A 17,551-nucleotide genomic window follows, 5' to 3' on the forward strand; every position below is an offset into this window, starting at 1 on the left:
CCGCCACCCTCGGAGGCCCCGAATCACGTGAGGCGATGCTCAGCTACGCCGGCCAGATATTTGCCAGCCGCTTTGAGCCAGCCTCCTTAATAGAAGAAAAACGCCTCGAGCCAGAAGAGTTCTTCACAGCGCACACCGCCTATGGAGAGGAGGGGCTCTATGCCCTGTCTCTGCCTGGGGTGGAGACAGAGCACCAGCTCAATGCCAGTAATGCCGAAAGCGCAGCGGCTTACCTCGCCCTGCAGGCCCAGCTATGGCTGGGCGACACCCTGCCACTGCCACCAGAGGGCAACGTCAACGACGAGTCCTGGCGCCAGGCTTTAGGTCAACGGCTCGGCACCCTGCCTGCTGTACAAAACCTGGTGCGCCAGGCCGCTGGCACCTGCTCAATCGAGGAGCTGCTTGATCGCTTCTCCCGCCAGCTGGGCTTAGGTGATCGCTTCCGCCGCCCCTATCGGGTATTGCTGCTTGAAAGCCTCCTTGCCTTGGTGGCCCATTCCCGGCGCAGCACCACCTTGCTCAATGGTCAAGAGGTGGTCGTGCCCTGGCTCAACCTGCGCCAGCAGCTCTGGCTGAGGGAGCTCAAACGCATGGTGGCCTCAGTAGAAGCCGTGCCCCAATTACGTCATTCCGATGACCTGTCAGGCACAGAAGCCAGCCCCCATCTGCCGGTCGTCCATTGCCGCGACTGCGGTGCCACCGCCTGGGCCTCCACCGTGATCAGCCAGGGCAGCAATTGCCTCGATCGCGGCAGCAATCTGCAGGGCTTCTACAAAGCCTTCTTCTCTGGTGCCCCGGAGCTTCGCTATCTCTTCCCAACCGGCGCCAGCACGGCAGGCCATCGAGTTTGTGGCGACTGCCTCTCTTTCCACCCCGGCCAAGACGTTGCTAGTGGCATCTGTCCCAACTGCCAAAGCCGCAACCTGCTGGCCGTTGATATTCCCGATTGCAGCTACCAAGACGACAACAACCATCCCCATGTCAGCCGTGATTGCCCCCATTGCGGTGCCCAGCAAGGCTTACTGCTGATTGGTTCTTCTGCCGCGAACCTCACCAGCACCTGGAGTGCAGCCCTGTTTGCCTCGCCCTTCAACGGCGACAAGAAGCTGCTGGCCTTCTGCGATTCGGTGCAGGACGCCGCCCACCGCGCCGGCTTCATTGCCGCCCGCGCCTACCGCACCTCTTTCCGCACCGCGCTCACCACCACTGCGCGGCAAGCCCAGCTTGAGCTAGCCAGCCCAATCACCCTGGATCAGCTGCAGGAGCGCCTGATCACCGACTGGCGGCAACACTTTCCCAACCCGGTGGATTTTGCTGCCACCTTCATCCCAAACGACCTTGAATGGCTGCGCGAATGGGATGCCCTGCAGCACCAGGACACGCCAAGCCTGGATGCGGACAGCACCCTGCTGCGCTTGGTGTGTGACCGGCTGCGCTGGGAGGTGGCCGCCGAATTCGGCTACCGCTCCCGTTTGGGCTCATCGGTGGAGCAGGCCGGTTCGCTGGCGGCAGGAGTCGATCCTCAGGCCATCAATGCCCTGCTGCCCGACCTGCTGAGCCGTCTGCAGAACGAAATCGAGCCGCTGCGTCAAGCCCGCAGCTCCCATGTGCAGCAGCTGGTAGTCGGGCTGCTGCATCACTGGCGCCAACGCGGCGGCCTTGATGTTCCCGAGCTGCTCGGCAAAGACGGCAAAGGCAGCGATTACCTGCTCTCAGGTGGCAACGACACCTTCGTGTTCAACCAAAAAATTACCCATACCCCCCGCTTTGGCCCCACCTCAGCGCGGCCCAGCTTCCCAACCAGCCACCGCGGTAAGGGTGGTTTCGAGCAGCTAGTGCGTGAGCGCGAGCGGCCCACCTGGGCGCAGCACTGGTTGCAGCGCACCCTTGAACCCAGCTCGCCACTTGATGCTGAGCAGCAAAAAGAAGCGCTGCAGGCTGTGGTGGCCGCACTGATCGAAGCGCAGCTCCTGCTGGAGATCCAAGGCAACCGCAGCGAGCACATCTGGGCGATTCCTCGTGCCCGTATTCAGATCAGTGCCCAGCCCCAACGCTTGCGTTGCAGCTCCTGCCAGGACGCCCAGGCGGTACTGAGCGAGCAGCTCAGCCTCTGGGATGGCATGCCCTGCCAAGTGCGCCATTGCGGCGGCGAATATCGCCTTGATCCCCGCGGCGGCCTGCCGCTCTACCGCCATCTCTACGAGCGCGGCGACGTGCACAGGATCGTGGCGCGTGAGCACACCGGCTTACTGCCGCGCCCCGATCGCGAGCGGCTGGAAACCCAGTTCATCCGCAGTGAATACCGCAGCGATCCCAACCTGCTCTCCGCCACCTCCACCCTGGAGATGGGCATCAACATTGGCGATCTCTCTACTGTTCTGCTGGCTTCCGTTCCGCCTGAGCCCGCCAACTATCTGCAGCGCATTGGCCGCGCCGGAAGGCGCGATGGCAACGCCCTAGTCGGCACGCTGGTGACCGGCACCGCCCACGACCTTTACTTCTTCTCGGATCCTCGCGAGATGCTGCAAGGTCAGGTGAATCCACCTGGCTGTTATCTCGATGCAGCCGCCATCCTGCGGCGCCAGCTACTGGCCTACAGCCTCGATCGCTGGGTCGTAAGTGGCATCGATCACCAAGCCCTGCCTAAGCAGCTCAAAGCCGTACTCGATGCGGTGGAGCAATCGGGAGCCGGCAATGTCAAGGTTGCCTTTCCTTACACCTGGCTGAGCTGGTGCGATGCCAATCAAGGCGAGCTGCTGAAGCGCTTTCTAGGGCTGTTTGATGCCACCCTTGCTGAAACAAGTCGCCAGGAATTAGGCCGAATTTTCCTTGCCGCTGCCGATTCCCCCTACAGCGCGCCCTATGCCCAAGAGTTGCTGCAACGCCTCGAGGAGCTAATCGCCGAGCGCAAACGGCTCAGCGCCGAAGCCCGGCGGCTGCGCGAGCGCTTCAACAAGCTCTCGCAGCTGGGTGATGCCCTCACACCAACCCAGCAAGAAGACAAGGACCAGATCTACCGGGAGATGAAGGCCTTTGGCCTGTTGCGCAAGGCACTCGATGCCCGTCCACTGCTGGCGATGCTCACCGATGAGGGCTTCCTACCCAATTACGCCTTCCCGGAGGCGGGTGTCACCCTCAAATCCGTGCTGTGGCGCCGTAATCCTGCTCGCGGTGATGGCCAAAACCGCAGCGAGGAACTACCACCGCTGAGCTATGAACGCCCCGCCAATGTGGCCATCCGCGAGCTGGTTCCCGATGGTCAGTTCTATGCCCAGGGCCGCCGCGTCAAGGTTGATCAGGTTGATCCGGGCCTGAATCAACCGGAGCGTTGGCGTTTCTGCCCGTCTTGCTCCTATGCCTGCCGTGGCACCGACGACGACTTCGGTCGCAAGGAATGCCCCCGCTGCGGAAACAGCGGCTACGCCGATCAGGGGCAGGTCAAGGAGATGACCATGCTCAAGCAGGTACAAGCCACAACAGAAGATGCCCGCAGCAGGTTTGGTGACGACGCCGATGAACGCAACCCGCTCTTTTTCTTGCGGGAACTGTTGATCCTTCCCGATCTCAATCGCCGCGAGATCTCACTGGCAATCGAGGATGAGGAGTTTCCCTTTGGTGTGGAGTATCTAGCCAGCTCCACCTTCCGCGAAATCAACTTCGGTGAGCAGGCCGCCGTCGGCCAGAACCACACCATTGCCGGTAAAAACCTGAAGGTGCGTGGATTTGAGCTGTGCCGTAGCTGCGGCAAGGTCCAGCACGGCAAAGCCAAGGCCAGCAATCACACCTGGGGCTGCCGTTACCGCGACAAGCCCGATGACGCCCAGCTGCGGCAGCTGCTGTTCATGTATCGGGAGTTCCGCTCAGAAGCACTGCGTTTCCTATTGCCTGGTGCCAGCTTCTGGGATGACTCCGGCCAGCCCTCCTTCATCGGTGCCCTACACCTGGGTCTAAAGCAGCGCTTTGGCGGCAAGGTAGATCACCTCCACTCGGCCTTGGCAGAGGAGCCCCAGCCCGGCAGCCGCCAGCGCAAAACTTTTCTCTATCTGTTTGATTCGGTGCCGGGTGGCACCGGGTATGTGCGCCAGTTGATGGATCGCGGCGGCGAAGATCTCAAGGAGGTGTTCCAGCGCTCGCTCCAGTCTCTACAGAGCTGCGCCTGCAGCGATGGCTGCTACCGCTGCATCTTTCGCTATCGCGAGCGGTTTAATCGCGAGCACACCAGCAAACTGCGCGCCATCGAGCAGCTGCAGACCATCCTCAAGCGTTGGTCAGAGCTCCAGCCCAGTGAGCGCAGCCTCTCGGAGGTGAGCATCAACACGCGCGCTGAAAGTGAACTCGAGCTGCGCTTCCTCGAAAAACTGCGCGAGGGCAAAGGCCTACCCGAAGGCGCCAAGGCCTCCCTGCGCGACGACGTGATCCATGGCCGCAAAGGCTTTTTGCTCACACTGAGCACTGCCAATCACAGCGTCAGCTGGAAGCTGGAGCAGCAGGTGCCGATTGGCGATAGCGAAGGGGTTGGGGTGTTCTCCCGGGCTGATTTCCTACTGACCCCCACCGCCGGCGGCAAGCCAATCGCGATCTATACCGATGGTTGGGAATACCACCGCGGCCGCCTGGCCACTGATGCCCAGCAGCGGATGGCGCTGCAACGCAGTGGCCGCTATCTGTTTTGGGGCTTGAGTTGGGATGACGTTGTTGAGAAGCCCCCGAGCGCCCAGAACCCCCTGGTGCCCAATGGGCTGCAACTGGGCGTGGTGCCAGCCTTCATCGACCGGCCGGAGCTGTTCAGACGCTGGTGGCCTGAAAACACCACTAACCAGGTGACACCGCCCCCTCCAACGCTGGCAGCACGCCAAGCCCAGCTGGCCAGCAGCCTGGAGTTACTGATGGCTTACTTGCTCCATCCCAGCGAGGCCTGGTGGCAAGGTCTGGCCCAGCAGTTCGCCCAGGCCCAAATCACACCATCCTTGATTTCAGCCCCTGACCTGACTCAAGCGATCGAGGAGTTGCTGCTCCAGCCCCACATCGAGGAATGGCGGGTGTCAGCGACCGGCAAGTGCATGGGGCAGCAGCTGGAAATAGCACCAGGCCTAAGGGCCCTAAACCTTGCAGACCTTGAGCTGCATAAGCACCTGCACCCCGCCGCCAGCTTTCGCGTCATCCATTTCGAGCCAGATGCGGCAGGCAACGACCAGCAGCAACAAGCCACCTGGCGTGAATGGCTGCGCCAAGCAAACCTGTTCCAGTTCATCCCCCATGGGCTGATCTCTACGCCAGGGTGGGGTGGAGCAGAGCAATCGCCTTCCCTTGAGCCCTACGAGGTCTGGGTGCAAGGGGTTTCCGCCGCTGCTGCGGCACAGAATCCAACGGCCCAGCCACAGGAGGCCATCGCCTGGCAGGAATTGATCAGGTTCGCCCATCCCTCCTGCCAGTCGTTGCTCAGCGCCCTGCAACCAGTCATCTTCAAAAACGCTCTATCGCTGCCGGAACTGGGCTACGAACTGGAGGGTCCGAAGGGAGAAGTCTTAGCGGAAGCCGAATTGGCCTGGCCGGATCAGCAGCTGACGGTGATCCTGGATGCGGATCAACGTCCCTGCTTTGAAGCTGCAGGTTGGCGTTGCTGGACCATCGATGATCCCCCCGACAACAACGCCGTTGACATAACTGCCGCCCGCATCATCGACGCCTTGCAAACACCAGCCACCGCGCCCATCCCATGAGCGAGCCCCGCCTCACCGTTGCCCTCTCCAGCGACTTCCTCAAGGCGCTCAACAAGCTGCCTGAAAAGGGGCGCAGCAAGGCCGCTTCCTTTGTTTCCAAGTTTCGCGACAACCCTCGCAGTACTGGTCTCAATTACGAGCGCATAGAAGGCGGCAAGGATCCCATGATCCGATCGCTGAGGGTTGATCAGGACATTCGCTGCATCGTGCGCGCCCCAGAGGAGGGCGACACCTACGTGCTGCTTTGGATCGACAAACACGACGATGCTTATCAGTGGGCTCGGCGCCGCACCTGCCATGTCAACCGGGTCAACGGTGCCCTGCAGGTAGTGGATGTAGAAGCAGCTGAGGTAGCGGTGGGCGATGCCATTGCAGCAGCCGTGAGTGAGGCCCTAGCCCAGAACGGATCTACGCCAAAACCAGCGACAGGCACGACAGCGGCCGCTAACAGTCCACCTTCCCTGTTTGCCCATTGCGACAACGACCAACTGATGCTTCTCGGTGTTCCGGAAGCCCTACTGCCAGCAGTACGTGCGGTTTGCAGCGATGAGAGTCTCAGTCGCCTAATCCAGTGGGTACCAAAGGACTGCGTTGATGGCTTGATCCTGCTGGCAGAGGGCCGGCCGATTGAAGCTGTGATCGAGGAGCTGGAGCGGCAACGCCCTGATCACATCGATCCCGATGATCTGGCCGCCGCGCTGGAGACCCCGGAGAGCAAGGCCGAGTTCCTGGTCATCACCGATGACGATGAGCTGGAAGCGATGCTGGCTGCACCGCTGGAACAGTGGCGGGTATTCCTTCACCCCAGCCAGCGCCGCCTGGTGGAACGCGAATGGAGTGGACCCGTCCGTGTTCTTGGCGGAGCGGGTACCGGCAAAACCGTGGTGGCCATGCACCGGGCGCGCTGGCTTGCCCAGCAACTAAACAAATCGGAAACAAGTGGCCGGATCCTGTTTACGACCTACACCCGTAACCTGGCCACCGACATCCGCAGCAGCCTGACCAAGATCTGTAGTCCCGCAGAGCTACAACGGATTGAAGTGATCCATCTCGATGGCTGGGTCTCCACTTTCCTCAAAGGCCAGGGGCTGCCGGTTCGGGTATTCGATGAGAACGCCCGTAAGGCTTGCTGGGATTTGGCAATGGCTATTGCAGATACCTCTCTGGGCCTTGACCAACGCTTCTATGAAGAGGAGTGGAAAGAGGTGGTGCTTGCCAATGGCTGCCGCACCCAGCCGGAATATCTCGCCGCTCGCCGAGTGGGCCGGGGCACCCGTCTCACACGCCAAAACCGGGCCCAGATCTGGCCCGTCTTTGATGCAATGCGCATGGAGCTACGCCAAAGAGGTCTGTGGGAGCCAGAGGAAGCCAAACAAGCGGCTACTGATCTGATTGAGAAATCAGCTCTAGATGCCCGCTATACATCTGTGGTAGTTGATGAAGCACAAGATCTTGATGTTGCGGGCTTTTCACTGTTACGCACAATCGTCGGTGGAGCGCATGCCAATGATCTGTTCATCGTTGGCGATCCCCATCAGCGCATCTATGGAAAGCCTGTGGTGCTTAGCCGCTGCGGTATTGAGATCCGCGGTCGCTCACGCAAGCTGCGGATCAATTACCGCACCACAGAGGAAACCCGTGCCTGGGCGACGGCAGTGTTGCATGGTCTCGATTTCGACGACCTCGATGGAGGCCTGGATCCAGCCACCGACTATCGATCACTGCTGCATGGTGATCAACCGCTGATCAAGGCATTTGTAGACCCTGCAGAAGAACAACAGTTCTTGGCTGCAACCTTGCGTCAGATCCAGCAGGAGCAGGGGGGCCTAGCTGCCACATGCGTCATCGCTCGCACCAAGAGTGGGGTTGAGAAACTCAACCACGCCTTAAAGCAAGAAGGATTTTCAACCAGGATTATCCAAAAAGATGAATCAGATGATCCCAGTGACCCCGCCCTACGGCTAGCCACCATGCACAGGGTCAAGGGACTGGAATTTGATCAGGTGTTCATCCCCGGGCTTGATGTAGCTCAGATGCCATTTCGCTTTGAACTTGAGCAGCGCCCAGACCAGCTCTCTCGCGAGCTATTTGAAAAACAGGAACGCTCATTACTGCACGTAGCGGCTACCCGCGCCAAAAAACGCGTCGTGATTAGCTATAGCGGCAAGCCGTCACCGTTTATTGGTAGTTCCAATATCGGTACAAGCTGAGTCTGTGATCTCAAAGAATGGCTAATCTAAGCGGATTCATTAGCTATTTGGTTGTCACTTCGTAGATCGCTTAAGTTGCCTTCAATGAGCGATCAAACCGAGTCGGTCTGTGCCAGTGGCCAGGATTTAGCCGATGAAGTCCTATATACATTCGGCCGCCAGCCGAACAAGCTGCTGCGCCGCAAGATCTAAGGCTTGCCACCTGTGATAGATAATGAGCCGCTGATCCTCGATTTCTCCTGCGCGACTACATCCTGCTGATCACAATCCTTGTGGCTTTTCTAGAAGCCACCGCCCTGCAGCTCAAGCCAATCCAGCCACCTGTAGTGATGGCTCTTGGCGGTATTAATGCGGTGAACGGATGAGCAACCTGGACCGCAAACAGCTTGCAGCGCGGGTCCAGTACCAGTTGCTCTATCACCACGTTTCTTGCTCAGCTGGGATTAGGCCCTTGAGCGCTGACGCCGTAGGGGAAACGGCCGATCAGGGCACGGTGCGTTCCCCTATAAACGACGGGATACGCCACAGGGTTGGAGCGGATGCGCTCAAAAGCCAGACGCACCTCTGTAAGAAATTGCCGTCCCAGGCCAATCTCCTGGGCTTCGTACCAGCGGGCCGCCGCATAGAGATCGTCCCGGGCTTCTGGGCGGAGCCGCAGCAACATGCTCAGAGCGACTGCTCTATGGCAGCGAGCACCGCATCGGCATCGAGGCCGGTGTCGCTGTCTGTAAGGAAGCTCTCCAACCGCTGATCGATCAGCTGTTGATCGGCGTCTGTGAGCTCAGGGCCGATCTGCTCGGCGGCAATCGAGTCCCAGAGGGTCTGGACCAGCTCCAGCCGTTGTACCAAAGGCAGGGTCAGAAGGTCATTAACCACAGGCCGTGCCGGCAAAACCGGGTGGCTGGGACCTCTCAACCGTAGCGGGAGCAATAGGGCGAGTCGCCACCAGTCCGTCAAACACCCACCTAAATCCCTCGTCCAGTCCTGGCGCTGCGTCAAGGATCTAGCCATGCGCCCCGTTGGGGCGTCCCTGTCACATCCCTGCGGCTGGCCGTTGGGGGTGGGGTTCTCTGCCGTCCCCAGATGGCTGCCAGCGCTCCCCCCCAGAGCGACCTGCTGAAGAAGACCGGCGACGCCGGGCGCGTGCAGTTTCGCGCCCCGGCTTTCCCAAGCCCGGCCCAGCCTTCTGCCCTTCCTTCCGGGAAGTAGGAGATTTCACTGCAGCTCGATCGAAACCGTCAGGGCCTGGGGTGAACCGCTGACGGCGGTGAGCTGCAGCCACAGCCAGTGACCCGCGGGGATGTCGGGTATCGCAAAGTTGGTGATCGCGTTGCCGGCGGTGGTGCTTGTGACGCTGAGTGGATCCGTTGCGACGGCAGTGCCAGCAGCGGAGACATCAGCGCCATGGCTCAGCGAGAAGCTGGCGCTTGGGCTTGTGCCGCCGCTGAGCACGGCATCGACCCGGCTGATACTCAGGGCCTGGGGACTGGCGATCGAGACCGCCAGGGGTGGCATGGTTCAGGCAGCGGCATTCACTGCCTCTTGCCATCACCCGATACACGGCCAGATCAGGCGGGCAGGCGCGAGGGAAGATCCTCCGGCACTCGGAAGACTTCTCGTCTTCCGTCCTTGCCCGGAATCAGAAGCTCACGGGCAGCCAGCTTTTGCAGGTCACTTCGGGCGGTCTGATGACTGATCCCATGGCTGTTCTGGTGGGAGAGCACCGAATAGCGGAAGCCGGAATGCCTCAGCGCATGCCGCAGCAAGGCCAGTTGTCGATGATTGATGCCCTCCATTCCTTCAAGCCGCTGTTGAAGCGTCCCGACCTCGTCGGCCTTGCGCTCCAGATAGGCGTGCAGGCTGCTGATGGCCTGCTGGATCACCTTCACCTGGGCCAGCAGGAAATAGGTGAGGTCGTTGTCGTCGCTCTCGCTGAGCAGAAACGATCGCTCGTACTGCCCTCTGGCCTGGTTGATCACCGAGGAGATCGAGATGAACTCAAACAGCCAATAGCCCTGATTGAGCATCGCCCAATAAAAGAGCGCCCTGGCCGTTCGGCCATTGCCGTCGCAGAAGGGGTGGTCGTAGGCCAGCCAGAAGTGCAGGGCGATGGCCCGCAGCACCGGGTGGATGAACACCTGCGGGGTCTCGCCGTTCGCAAACAGGCACAGCGCCTCCAGCCGCTGCGGCAGCTCCTGCGCTGGGGGTGGCACATGAAACACGGTTCCGTAGAGGTCATCCACCACCACCTCCTTGCCGGGTGGGCGCAGCCGGCCGGCATCGGCAGGGTCATCCAGCGTGCCTTCAGTCACCAGCCGGTGCAGATCCAGCACCAGTTGCGGCGTCAGCGGCTGCTTCCGCAGCTCCCGGATGCGCTGCATCGTCAGGAAGTTATTCAGGATCATCCGCTCGGAACGATCGCGAGGCCGCCTGCGGCTGCGGATCATCGCTTTGGCCACATCACGCGTCGTGGCGGCGCCTTCCATCTGCGAGGAGGTGATCGCCTCCTCCATCAGCGAACTCAGCAGATAGCGATCCCGGGTGGAGCGGGTGGTGACAGCCTCCGGTGCCACCACGCTGGCACCGGCCTGCATATCGATCTGATGCAGCCCCTGGAGCAGTACAGGCGGCTGCGAAAACCAGAAGGCACTGCAGTCGTTCGCCTGGAGGGGCAGAAGAGTGGGGCGACGGGAAAGCTTTTCTGCCAGCCACCACTGCTCATGGCTCAGCCCCTTCGGCGGCGTGCGATAGCGCAGCTCATCCCAGTGCAGATAACGATCCCCTGCTTCCGCTGTAGAGGCCAGGCGGGATAGCAGCGGCAGCGCCTCCTGAGGTCCTCCGCAGAGCTCCAGCAGCTCCTGGAGAGAAGGGGGCTTGCGGGGCAGCCGGGTGGGCAAGTGCTCACGAACTTCAAATTAGGTTCAAATTAGAAGATGGCTTGGCGTTCCGTCTGGTTAGGCCGCCAGCTCGTAGACCTGCCCGCTCAGCCGGTCCAGATAAAAGTCCCCCACCGCTGGCGCCGGCTGCAGGGTCGTGGGCGGCGGGCCGTCGCCGGAATACCAGCGGGTGGCCCTGCTGCCGACACCCGATTCCTGCACCACCACAGGGATCCGCATCTCAGCGGGCAGATCGCCGAAGGCACTGAGGTTGCCGATTGAACCAAGGACGCCGATGGCATCGGAGCCCAGGCCTATATCCAAGGAAGAGAAACGCGGAGCGCAATCTTCCGCCATCCGGCGAAGCGACTCGGTACCGATCAGTGTGGCGCTGTCGAAGCGAATGGACTGCATCCGCAGACCTTCCATCGCTCCCTCTCCGACTCCAGAAAGGGGCTCATCGTTTGCAGGGCGGCCAAGCCCCTGGTGAAGTTCGCCCCGAGTGCTGAGGACAGCGCCCTCCCAATGCTGGCCTCAGCGAGCGCGATTGCCGCACCGTGTTGGCTCGTAAGGGTGGACCCGGAATGAGGGGCCCTTTACTTGGACGTGGGGGTGTGGCTCTCGGCTCGCGCGCTCTTGGTGGACATGCCCGTGGTTGCCGGTTGAGCCGCATCCGGTATCAATGAGGTTCATTTTAGACGACTTGTAGCGGGAATCTCCCGTTTGGCCCCCAGGCGTGTACACCATTGCTGGTGTGAGGTGGAGAGAGGCGCTCAGTCAGCCCGCTACTTGTGGATTCGCATCCATGAGACAAGCGTGTTTTGGAAGCCATCAAGCGGAACTAATAGGAACAGCTGCGACCGCCGTTAGGCATTGCCTAGGCACAACACTCGCGAGATCCCTTGCTGTGCATGGCCTTCAGACAGACTCATAATTCGCCTTAGCCGAGTTCGATCCTCGGGACCCCCATTTCAATTTGTTCAATCAATTCCAGAGGTCTGAATGCCCTTTCAGCCCCTATGGTCAGATTATTAATAGGTTCCCTGGCAGGGGCTGGCCGTGATCCAAGTCCTGGCGCTGGCCGTTCTGCTGGCCCTGCTTGCTTTTTTTGCCGCTGGGGAATTCGCCCTGATCCGCCTGCGGCCGAGCCGGGTGCAGCAACTGCTGGAGGCTGGCGAGCCCGGTGCTCAGGCCGTTGCCAAGCTGCAACACCGGCTCCGGCGCGTGCTGGTGGCTACCCAGCTGGGTACGGCACTCGCGTTAGTGGCAATGGGCTGGGCTGGCCGCGGCTTAGCTGAACAGCTGGGCGGGGCCCTAGCAGCCAACCCTGGAGCCATTCCCCAGGGTTTGCTAGATGCCGGCATTTTTCTGGTGCTGGTGTTACTAGCCACCGTGTTGGGAGGCTTGCTCCCCAAGGCTTGGGTGTTGCATCGGCCTGAAAGCTCGGCTTTGCGATTGGCGCCGTTGCTGGCTGCGGTGAGTCGAAACCTGGCCCCCTTGCTTTCATTGATAGAGCGCTGCAGCGGGGTGCTGCTGCGCCTGCTGGGTTTGCCCCGCAACTGGGATGAGCTGGTGCCGGCCTTGTCAGCCGGCGAGCTGGAAACCCTGATCGAAACCGGCAACGTCACCGGTCTGATGCCCGACGAACGCAACATCCTTGAGGGGGTTTTTTCGCTGCGGGACACCCTGGTGCGGGAGGTGATGGTGCCCCGATCCGGCATGGTCACTCTGCCGCTGGAGGTGAGTTTTGCCGAGCTGATGCGCGAGGTCCACGACACTGCTCACGCCCGCTTCCCGGTGATCGGCAGCTCCCTTGACGACGTGCGTGGCGTGCTTGACCTGCGGCGTCTTGCTGATCCCATTGCCAGGGGCTTGCTCAGCGCCGACACTCCCCTGGCTCCTTACATCACCCCCGTGGCGCTGGTGCAGGAGAGCAGTTCCCTGGCCGAGCTCCTGCCGCTAATTCGCAGTGGGCAGCCCTTGCTGGTGGTGGTGGACGAGCACGGCGGTACGGAGGGTCTGGTCACTGTCGCCGACCTCACCAGCGAGATCGTTGGGGAAGAAGAAGATTCCTTGGAGGCGGCCCAGGACCTACAGCAACTCGGTGAGGGCTGCTGGTCGGTGGCAGGAGACTTGGAAATTTTCGAACTCAACCGGCAACTGGCCTTGCAGTTACCAGAGGCAGAAGGACACCACACCTTGGCCGGATTCCTGCTCGAGCGTCTTCAGCACATCCCCGCGGTGGGCGAAGGGTTGCGCTGGAAGGGCCACCAATTTCGGGTGCTGGTCATGGATGGTCCGCGCATCGAGCGGGTGCAGATAGAGCGTCCAGTCGTGGAACCGGTGCGGCCTGAGGGCGGTTGAACGGCGTTTAAGGCCCCTAGACCCCCGATAATGCCCTTAGTCGGGAAGCCCTGCCTTGAACCCTGTGCGCGTGGGTGTCATCGGCATCGGCAACATGGGCTGGCACCACGCCCGGGTGCTGAGCCTGATCAAGGATGCCGAACTGGTGGGGGTGGCTGATCCGGACGAGGGCCGCGGACAACTGGCCACTGAGCAGTTCGGCTGCCGCTGGTTCCCCTCTTGCGAAACGATGTTGCCCGAGGTGGACGCGGTTTGTATAGCCGTGCCCACCCTGCTGCACCACCGAGTCGGTCTGGCCTGCCTGAAGGCCGGGGTGCATGTGCTGATCGAGAAGCCGATCGCCGCCAGTCAGGAGGAGGCGGCTGAGCTGATCCATGCTGCAGAGCAGGCCGGTCGCCTACTGCAGGTGGGTCACATTGAGCGCTTTAATCCCGCCTTCCGGGAGTTAGTCAAGGTGGTGGCCAATGAGGAGGTGGTGGTGCTTGAAGCCCGCCGCCACAGCCCCAACCCGGACCGCGCCAACGATGTTTCGGTGGTGCTCGACCTGATGATTCACGACATCGACCTTGTGCTCGAGCTAGCCAGGGCTCCGGTGATTCGCTTGGCGGCGGCCGGCGGTCGCAGTGCGGAGGGGCCAATCGACTACGTCAACGCCACCCTGGCTTTTGCCAATGGTGTAGTGGCCAGCCTGACGGCCAGCAAGATGGCCCATCGCAAGATCCGCAGCCTCAGTGCTCACTGCCGCGGCAGCTTGGTGGAGACGGATTTTCTCAATCGCACCCTGCACATTCATCGCCGCGCCAATGAGTCGGTGAGTGCAGACCATGGGGAACTGGTGTATCGATCCGATGGGGTCATCGAGGAGGTGAGCACTACTTCCATCGAGCCCCTATACGCTGAACTCGAACATTTTCTCCAGTGCGTGCGGGGTGTCGAGACCCCGGCGGTAGATGGCTTGCAAGCTTCCCGGGCTTTGCAGCTGGCCGACCTGATCGAGCAGTGCGTCGAGCAGCCCGATCTCTGCATGAGCCTGAAGGCGCCGATCTAGCTTATCGAAATTTGTCTTGAATTAGCAGCTAGCTTTTGGCTTGTGAGCTGGCGCAGGGCTGCCAGCTGCCAGCGGCGGCAAGCCGCCGGAGATGCCAGATAAAAATGATCCCAGGCATCTGCTTTATGCAAACCGTACTGGGACTCAGGAATATTGGGGTGGCGTTGTTGCCAGCCAACCCGCACGGCGTGACCGATCACCACGTCCAACACCAAGTCGTCGTCAAATATCACCTCGGGATTGGCACCCATAAAGGTGATCAGGGTGAGCAGGGTTTCCGTGCACAGTTGGCGATAATCCGGGGCTTCGATCTTGCTGAGCAGGTGATCTACGAGGGCAGCAAAGTTGCGCTCGCCCGGTGTTTTTTCGCTCAATAGGGGTCCGCTATCTAGGCGATTGCGCTTATCCAGCTTGTCGCCGATGACAATGCCGCGGCAATGGTGCAGCAGGTCCCAGATGCCCGGATAGAAATCGCGGGGGACTCGCCCCAAGGCCCCGAGCCGCAGCCGATGTTGTAGCCAGCAGCCGCCCTTGGGAAGCTCCGTCAGGGGATCGGGCACGTCCCAACGCACCCGGCCGCTCACATGCAGTTGCTCCTGGCGCTGCAGTGAGGCCTTGGCGTGCTCAAGGTCAGCCAGCACGGCCCGCAGCCGGCGCTGGATGGCGTGGGGCGGCTGAGCGCAAAGGGCTTCGAAGGCGTCAATGGGGTTGAGCGCGGCTGCGCTGGCCAGTTCGCCGGTGAGCAGTAGCAGCAGCTGACCCAATTGCAGGGTGAGACTGCCGCTCAGCAGGGCCGGCTCATGGCGGGCCAGGCTGTCGAGGGCAAGTAGCAGTTCCTGCTGAAGCATCCACTCGCGGCAGTCTTCACCGCTGAAGCGGCGGATCATGGCGGCGATGCTGGCGCTGCCCTGGGGCTCGCTGATGCGCGAATCGCTTGTGTAATTACGTCCCACTACCACCTGCTTCTGGCGCACCAGCAGGTCGGTGAGGGCATCTTCCAGCTGGGGATGGACCAGATCGAGGGCGCCAGCCACCCGCCGCACCACGTTCCAGTCGGCTTCGGCCAGGGCGCGGCGGTAGACCTCCTCCAGCAGGTCATGCAGGCGCACCGGCTGGCTGCCGGCCGGTCCCTGCAGCCGGGAGTCGGGTCCTAGGCGCCGCACCAGCTGCTCCAGCACCTCGCCCTGCTCTTCCAGGGAGGAGCTGCGCCAGAGCCGATCGGCGAGTTCGCCAATGCTGATGTCCTCCCGTTCAAGCTCTTGCTCCTCCTTGGCGCTAAGGGGGGCCTGGCTGGTGCCAGCCCGCAACGGGGTGGGTATGGGCGCAGGCGGTAGAAGCACGGCCCCTGGCGCTTGGGCAGGCAGCTCTACCCAGCTGCCCTGGTCGATGAGTTCTGCCAAAGGTGCAAGCCGCACGGGGACACCGTCCAGCAGGCCTGCCTGCAACTGCTGCCCCAGCCGTAAAAAGGCATCTGGGTTTGCCCGAAAAGCTCCCTCAGCGACCGGCAACAGCAGCAGTGGCGAGCCGCTGCCCCGCCAGTGGCGCTGCAGAAGGCGCAGCTCGGCGGTCACCGCGTCGACGAGCTGCTCAGGGTCGTCTGCTAGGTAGAAGGTGTCTTCATCAAGCACGGCTGGGAAAAAGGCAAAACAGCTGCTTCCCTGCCGGTAAAGGCGAGCCGTGGCCATGGTTTCCATCCGCACCGGTGGATGGCCGCTGAGGCCGAGGGCGGGGTTGGCACCCACCTGGGCCATGCGCTGGGCTAGCTCCTGGGAGCTGGCGATGCGGATCGGCGGACTGCTGTTGTCTGGGTTGCTGCTGGCGCCATGGGCCAGGGGTAGCCCAGCCGCATTCAGACTGGCCGCGATAGCCGCATTGGCTGGCACTAGAGCCACGAGCACCAGGTCAGCGCCGAGAGTGCTGGGCCGGCGTCGCCCGGTTGGATCGAGATCGTCTGGACTGATTAATCCGGCCAGCAACAGGTCGGAGAGCCAGGTGAGGCTCTGGGTCCACAGCAAGGGCACGTTGGGGTTTGCCAGCCGGAGCTGGCTGCCGGGCTGGCGCCGTTCGGCCTCGATTGCCTCTGCGGGCACCAGGTAGAGCTCGGGCAGCAGGGCGCCCTCTGTCTGCTCCAAGCTCACTTCATGCAGCCGCTGGCGCCACTTGCGGGCCTCCTCCCAGCGCTCCTCGCAGCAGGCCGTGATCAGTTCGTAGGCCCAGAACAAGGGCCATTCGCATTCGATGTGCTGAAACTGAGCCAGTTCCTCCCTTTCGTAGTGCAAGCGGGTGTGGTCTTCGACCACAGTTTGGTGGCCATCGCGGCGGAAGCGCTTATATCCATAGGCCCCACCCAGCTCGGCGCGAATCTTGGCGCGGGTGCGCTGCCGCAGCACTGGGTCGTCCACGGCCCAGGCGGGGTAGCCGATCACCGCTAGGCAGGCGCTATCGACTTCCTTGCTCGCTGATTCCCTCGGCAGCAGGGCGTCTAGGGCCCGGCGCAGCCGCACGATGGCGTCGTGGGGGATCACCAGACAGCTGCGGCCATCACCGTGGGGTCCGTAGAGATCGAGTCCCTCCAGGGATTCCAGAGCGGCCTTGACCAGGCCAATCGAGCTGGCGTTCCGTTCTGGGAGGCCGTGGTTGCCTTTGTCGCCCCTTTCCCAAATTCCGTAGTCGGCTACGCGGTAGGCGCGGGCCACGTAGTACGCCAGGTTTTGCACGAAGTCGCGCTCGTGGCTGCTTTGCACCACCACCAGGCCCGATCGGGTCAGCTGGGCGAGTTGGAGCAGAAACAGCGCAGTGGCATCGAGTTGCAGATGCCCCCAGCCGTCATCGGCCACCACCGCAGCGCCAGTGGCCGTGTCGAACTTGGCGTGGATGGCATGCAGGCGATGCAGGCTGTGCTTAAAGCGCTCCACCTTCGGGGCCTGGCGCAGCATGGCGTTGAGCAGGCCGCGCATCAGTTGCAGCACCCTCGCTTCAAGCTCGTATACGCGGCGACTGGCCCCCCGCAGGCGGCGATGGGCCAGGGCAAGTCCCCAGACGCATTGGATTGAATAAACGCAGTCGCGCACCCAGGCGTCTGCGTAGTTGCCGTGCACGGTATGGGCGGTGCTGGCGGGCAGCAGTCCCGTAATCGGGTGCTGGCGGCTCAACACCACCCGATCAATCTGACTGTCCAGGTCTTGCAGCAGGGCCCAGGCCTGAGCCGGATCCAAGGCGGCTGAAACGGTGGGTTCCGGCGAATGGGCCGGATTGTTCAGTGGCAGGGATTGCGCCATGGATGTCCCTATGCCAGTGGTAGGCCAGCCATATATTCTCCACCCCCACCTCTCC

General features: G+C 62.0%; 10 protein-coding genes. 4 read left to right on the top strand and 6 right to left on the bottom strand.

Features of this window, described 5'->3' with window-relative positions; all coding sequences use genetic code 11:
- The first annotated feature begins 35 nt into the window (after positions 1-35).
- Positions 36-5,720 carry a DUF1998 domain-containing protein gene (locus tag AC01FP_RS02950; protein WP_474477998.1) on the top strand — a complete coding sequence of 1,895 codons (5,685 nt, stop codon included), beginning with the start codon at positions 36-38 and terminating at the stop codon, positions 5,718-5,720.
- Entirely contained in the window at positions 5,717-7,930 is a 2,214-nt protein-coding gene (locus AC01FP_RS02955) for a 3'-5' exonuclease (protein WP_474478001.1), read from the top strand. Before AC01FP_RS02950 ends, AC01FP_RS02955 begins: the two co-directional genes overlap by 4 nt.
- A gap of 433 nt (positions 7,931-8,363) precedes the next feature.
- Here the strand turns inward: AC01FP_RS02955 and AC01FP_RS02960 are convergent, their stop codons facing one another.
- From AC01FP_RS02960 to AC01FP_RS02980, 5 genes are all read right to left on the bottom strand, one after another.
- Complete coding sequence (locus AC01FP_RS02960; RefSeq protein ID WP_474478004.1) at positions 8,364-8,594, bottom strand: hypothetical protein; 231 nt, start codon at positions 8,592-8,594, stop codon at positions 8,364-8,366.
- Between the two features lie 2 nt (positions 8,595-8,596).
- The gene (locus tag AC01FP_RS02965; RefSeq protein WP_474478007.1) at positions 8,597-8,806 is read right to left on the bottom strand and encodes an addiction module protein; all 210 of its coding nucleotides are present in this window, start codon (positions 8,804-8,806) and stop codon (positions 8,597-8,599) included.
- Between the two features lie 339 nt (positions 8,807-9,145).
- Positions 9,146-9,445 (bottom strand): hypothetical protein, encoded by a 300-nt coding sequence (locus tag AC01FP_RS02970; RefSeq protein WP_474478010.1) that lies wholly within the window; start codon positions 9,443-9,445, stop codon positions 9,146-9,148.
- A gap of 53 nt (positions 9,446-9,498) precedes the next feature.
- Positions 9,499-10,827 (bottom strand): Fic family protein, encoded by a 1,329-nt coding sequence (locus AC01FP_RS02975; protein WP_474478013.1) that lies wholly within the window; start codon positions 10,825-10,827, stop codon positions 9,499-9,501.
- Between the two features lie 57 nt (positions 10,828-10,884).
- Positions 10,885-11,220 (bottom strand): hypothetical protein, encoded by a 336-nt coding sequence (locus AC01FP_RS02980; RefSeq protein WP_474478016.1) that lies wholly within the window; start codon positions 11,218-11,220, stop codon positions 10,885-10,887.
- A 648-nt stretch (positions 11,221-11,868) separates the two neighbouring features.
- On the opposite strand from AC01FP_RS02980, the gene AC01FP_RS02985 reads away from it, so the two are divergent.
- Complete coding sequence (locus AC01FP_RS02985; protein ID WP_474478194.1) at positions 11,869-13,170, top strand: hemolysin family protein; 1,302 nt, start codon at positions 11,869-11,871, stop codon at positions 13,168-13,170.
- A gap of 55 nt (positions 13,171-13,225) precedes the next feature.
- Positions 13,226-14,218, top strand: coding sequence for a Gfo/Idh/MocA family oxidoreductase (locus AC01FP_RS02990; RefSeq protein ID WP_474478018.1), 993 nt, complete (start codon positions 13,226-13,228; stop codon positions 14,216-14,218).
- On the opposite strand, the gene AC01FP_RS02995 is transcribed toward AC01FP_RS02990, so the two are convergent.
- A complete protein-coding gene (locus AC01FP_RS02995; RefSeq protein WP_474478021.1) occupies positions 14,215-17,496 on the bottom strand; it encodes a glycoside hydrolase family 15 protein in 3,282 nt (1,093 codons plus the stop codon). The two genes, AC01FP_RS02990 and AC01FP_RS02995, sit on opposite strands and share 4 nt — an antisense overlap.
- Positions 17,497-17,551: the final 55 nt, after the last annotated feature.

The sequence above is a fragment of the Cyanobium sp. NIVA-CYA 375 genome (genome assembly GCF_056108345.1).

Bases quoted from the DNA above. Each gene is read 5' to 3' on its own strand.
- AC01FP_RS02950 (WP_474477998.1), top strand. From the start codon at position 36: ATGCTCAGCTACGCCGGCCAGATATTTGCCAGCCGCTTTGAGCCAGCC.
- AC01FP_RS02955 (WP_474478001.1), top strand. From the start codon at position 5,717: ATGAGCGAGCCCCGCCTCACCGTTGCCCTCTCCAGCGACTTCCTCAAG.
- AC01FP_RS02960 (WP_474478004.1), bottom strand. From the start codon at position 8,594: ATGTTGCTGCGGCTCCGCCCAGAAGCCCGGGACGATCTCTATGCGGCG.
- AC01FP_RS02970 (WP_474478010.1), bottom strand. From the start codon at position 9,445: ATGCCACCCCTGGCGGTCTCGATCGCCAGTCCCCAGGCCCTGAGTATC.
- AC01FP_RS02980 (WP_474478016.1), bottom strand. From the start codon at position 11,220: ATGCAGTCCATTCGCTTCGACAGCGCCACACTGATCGGTACCGAGTCG.
- AC01FP_RS02995 (WP_474478021.1), bottom strand. From the start codon at position 17,496: ATGGCGCAATCCCTGCCACTGAACAATCCGGCCCATTCGCCGGAACCC.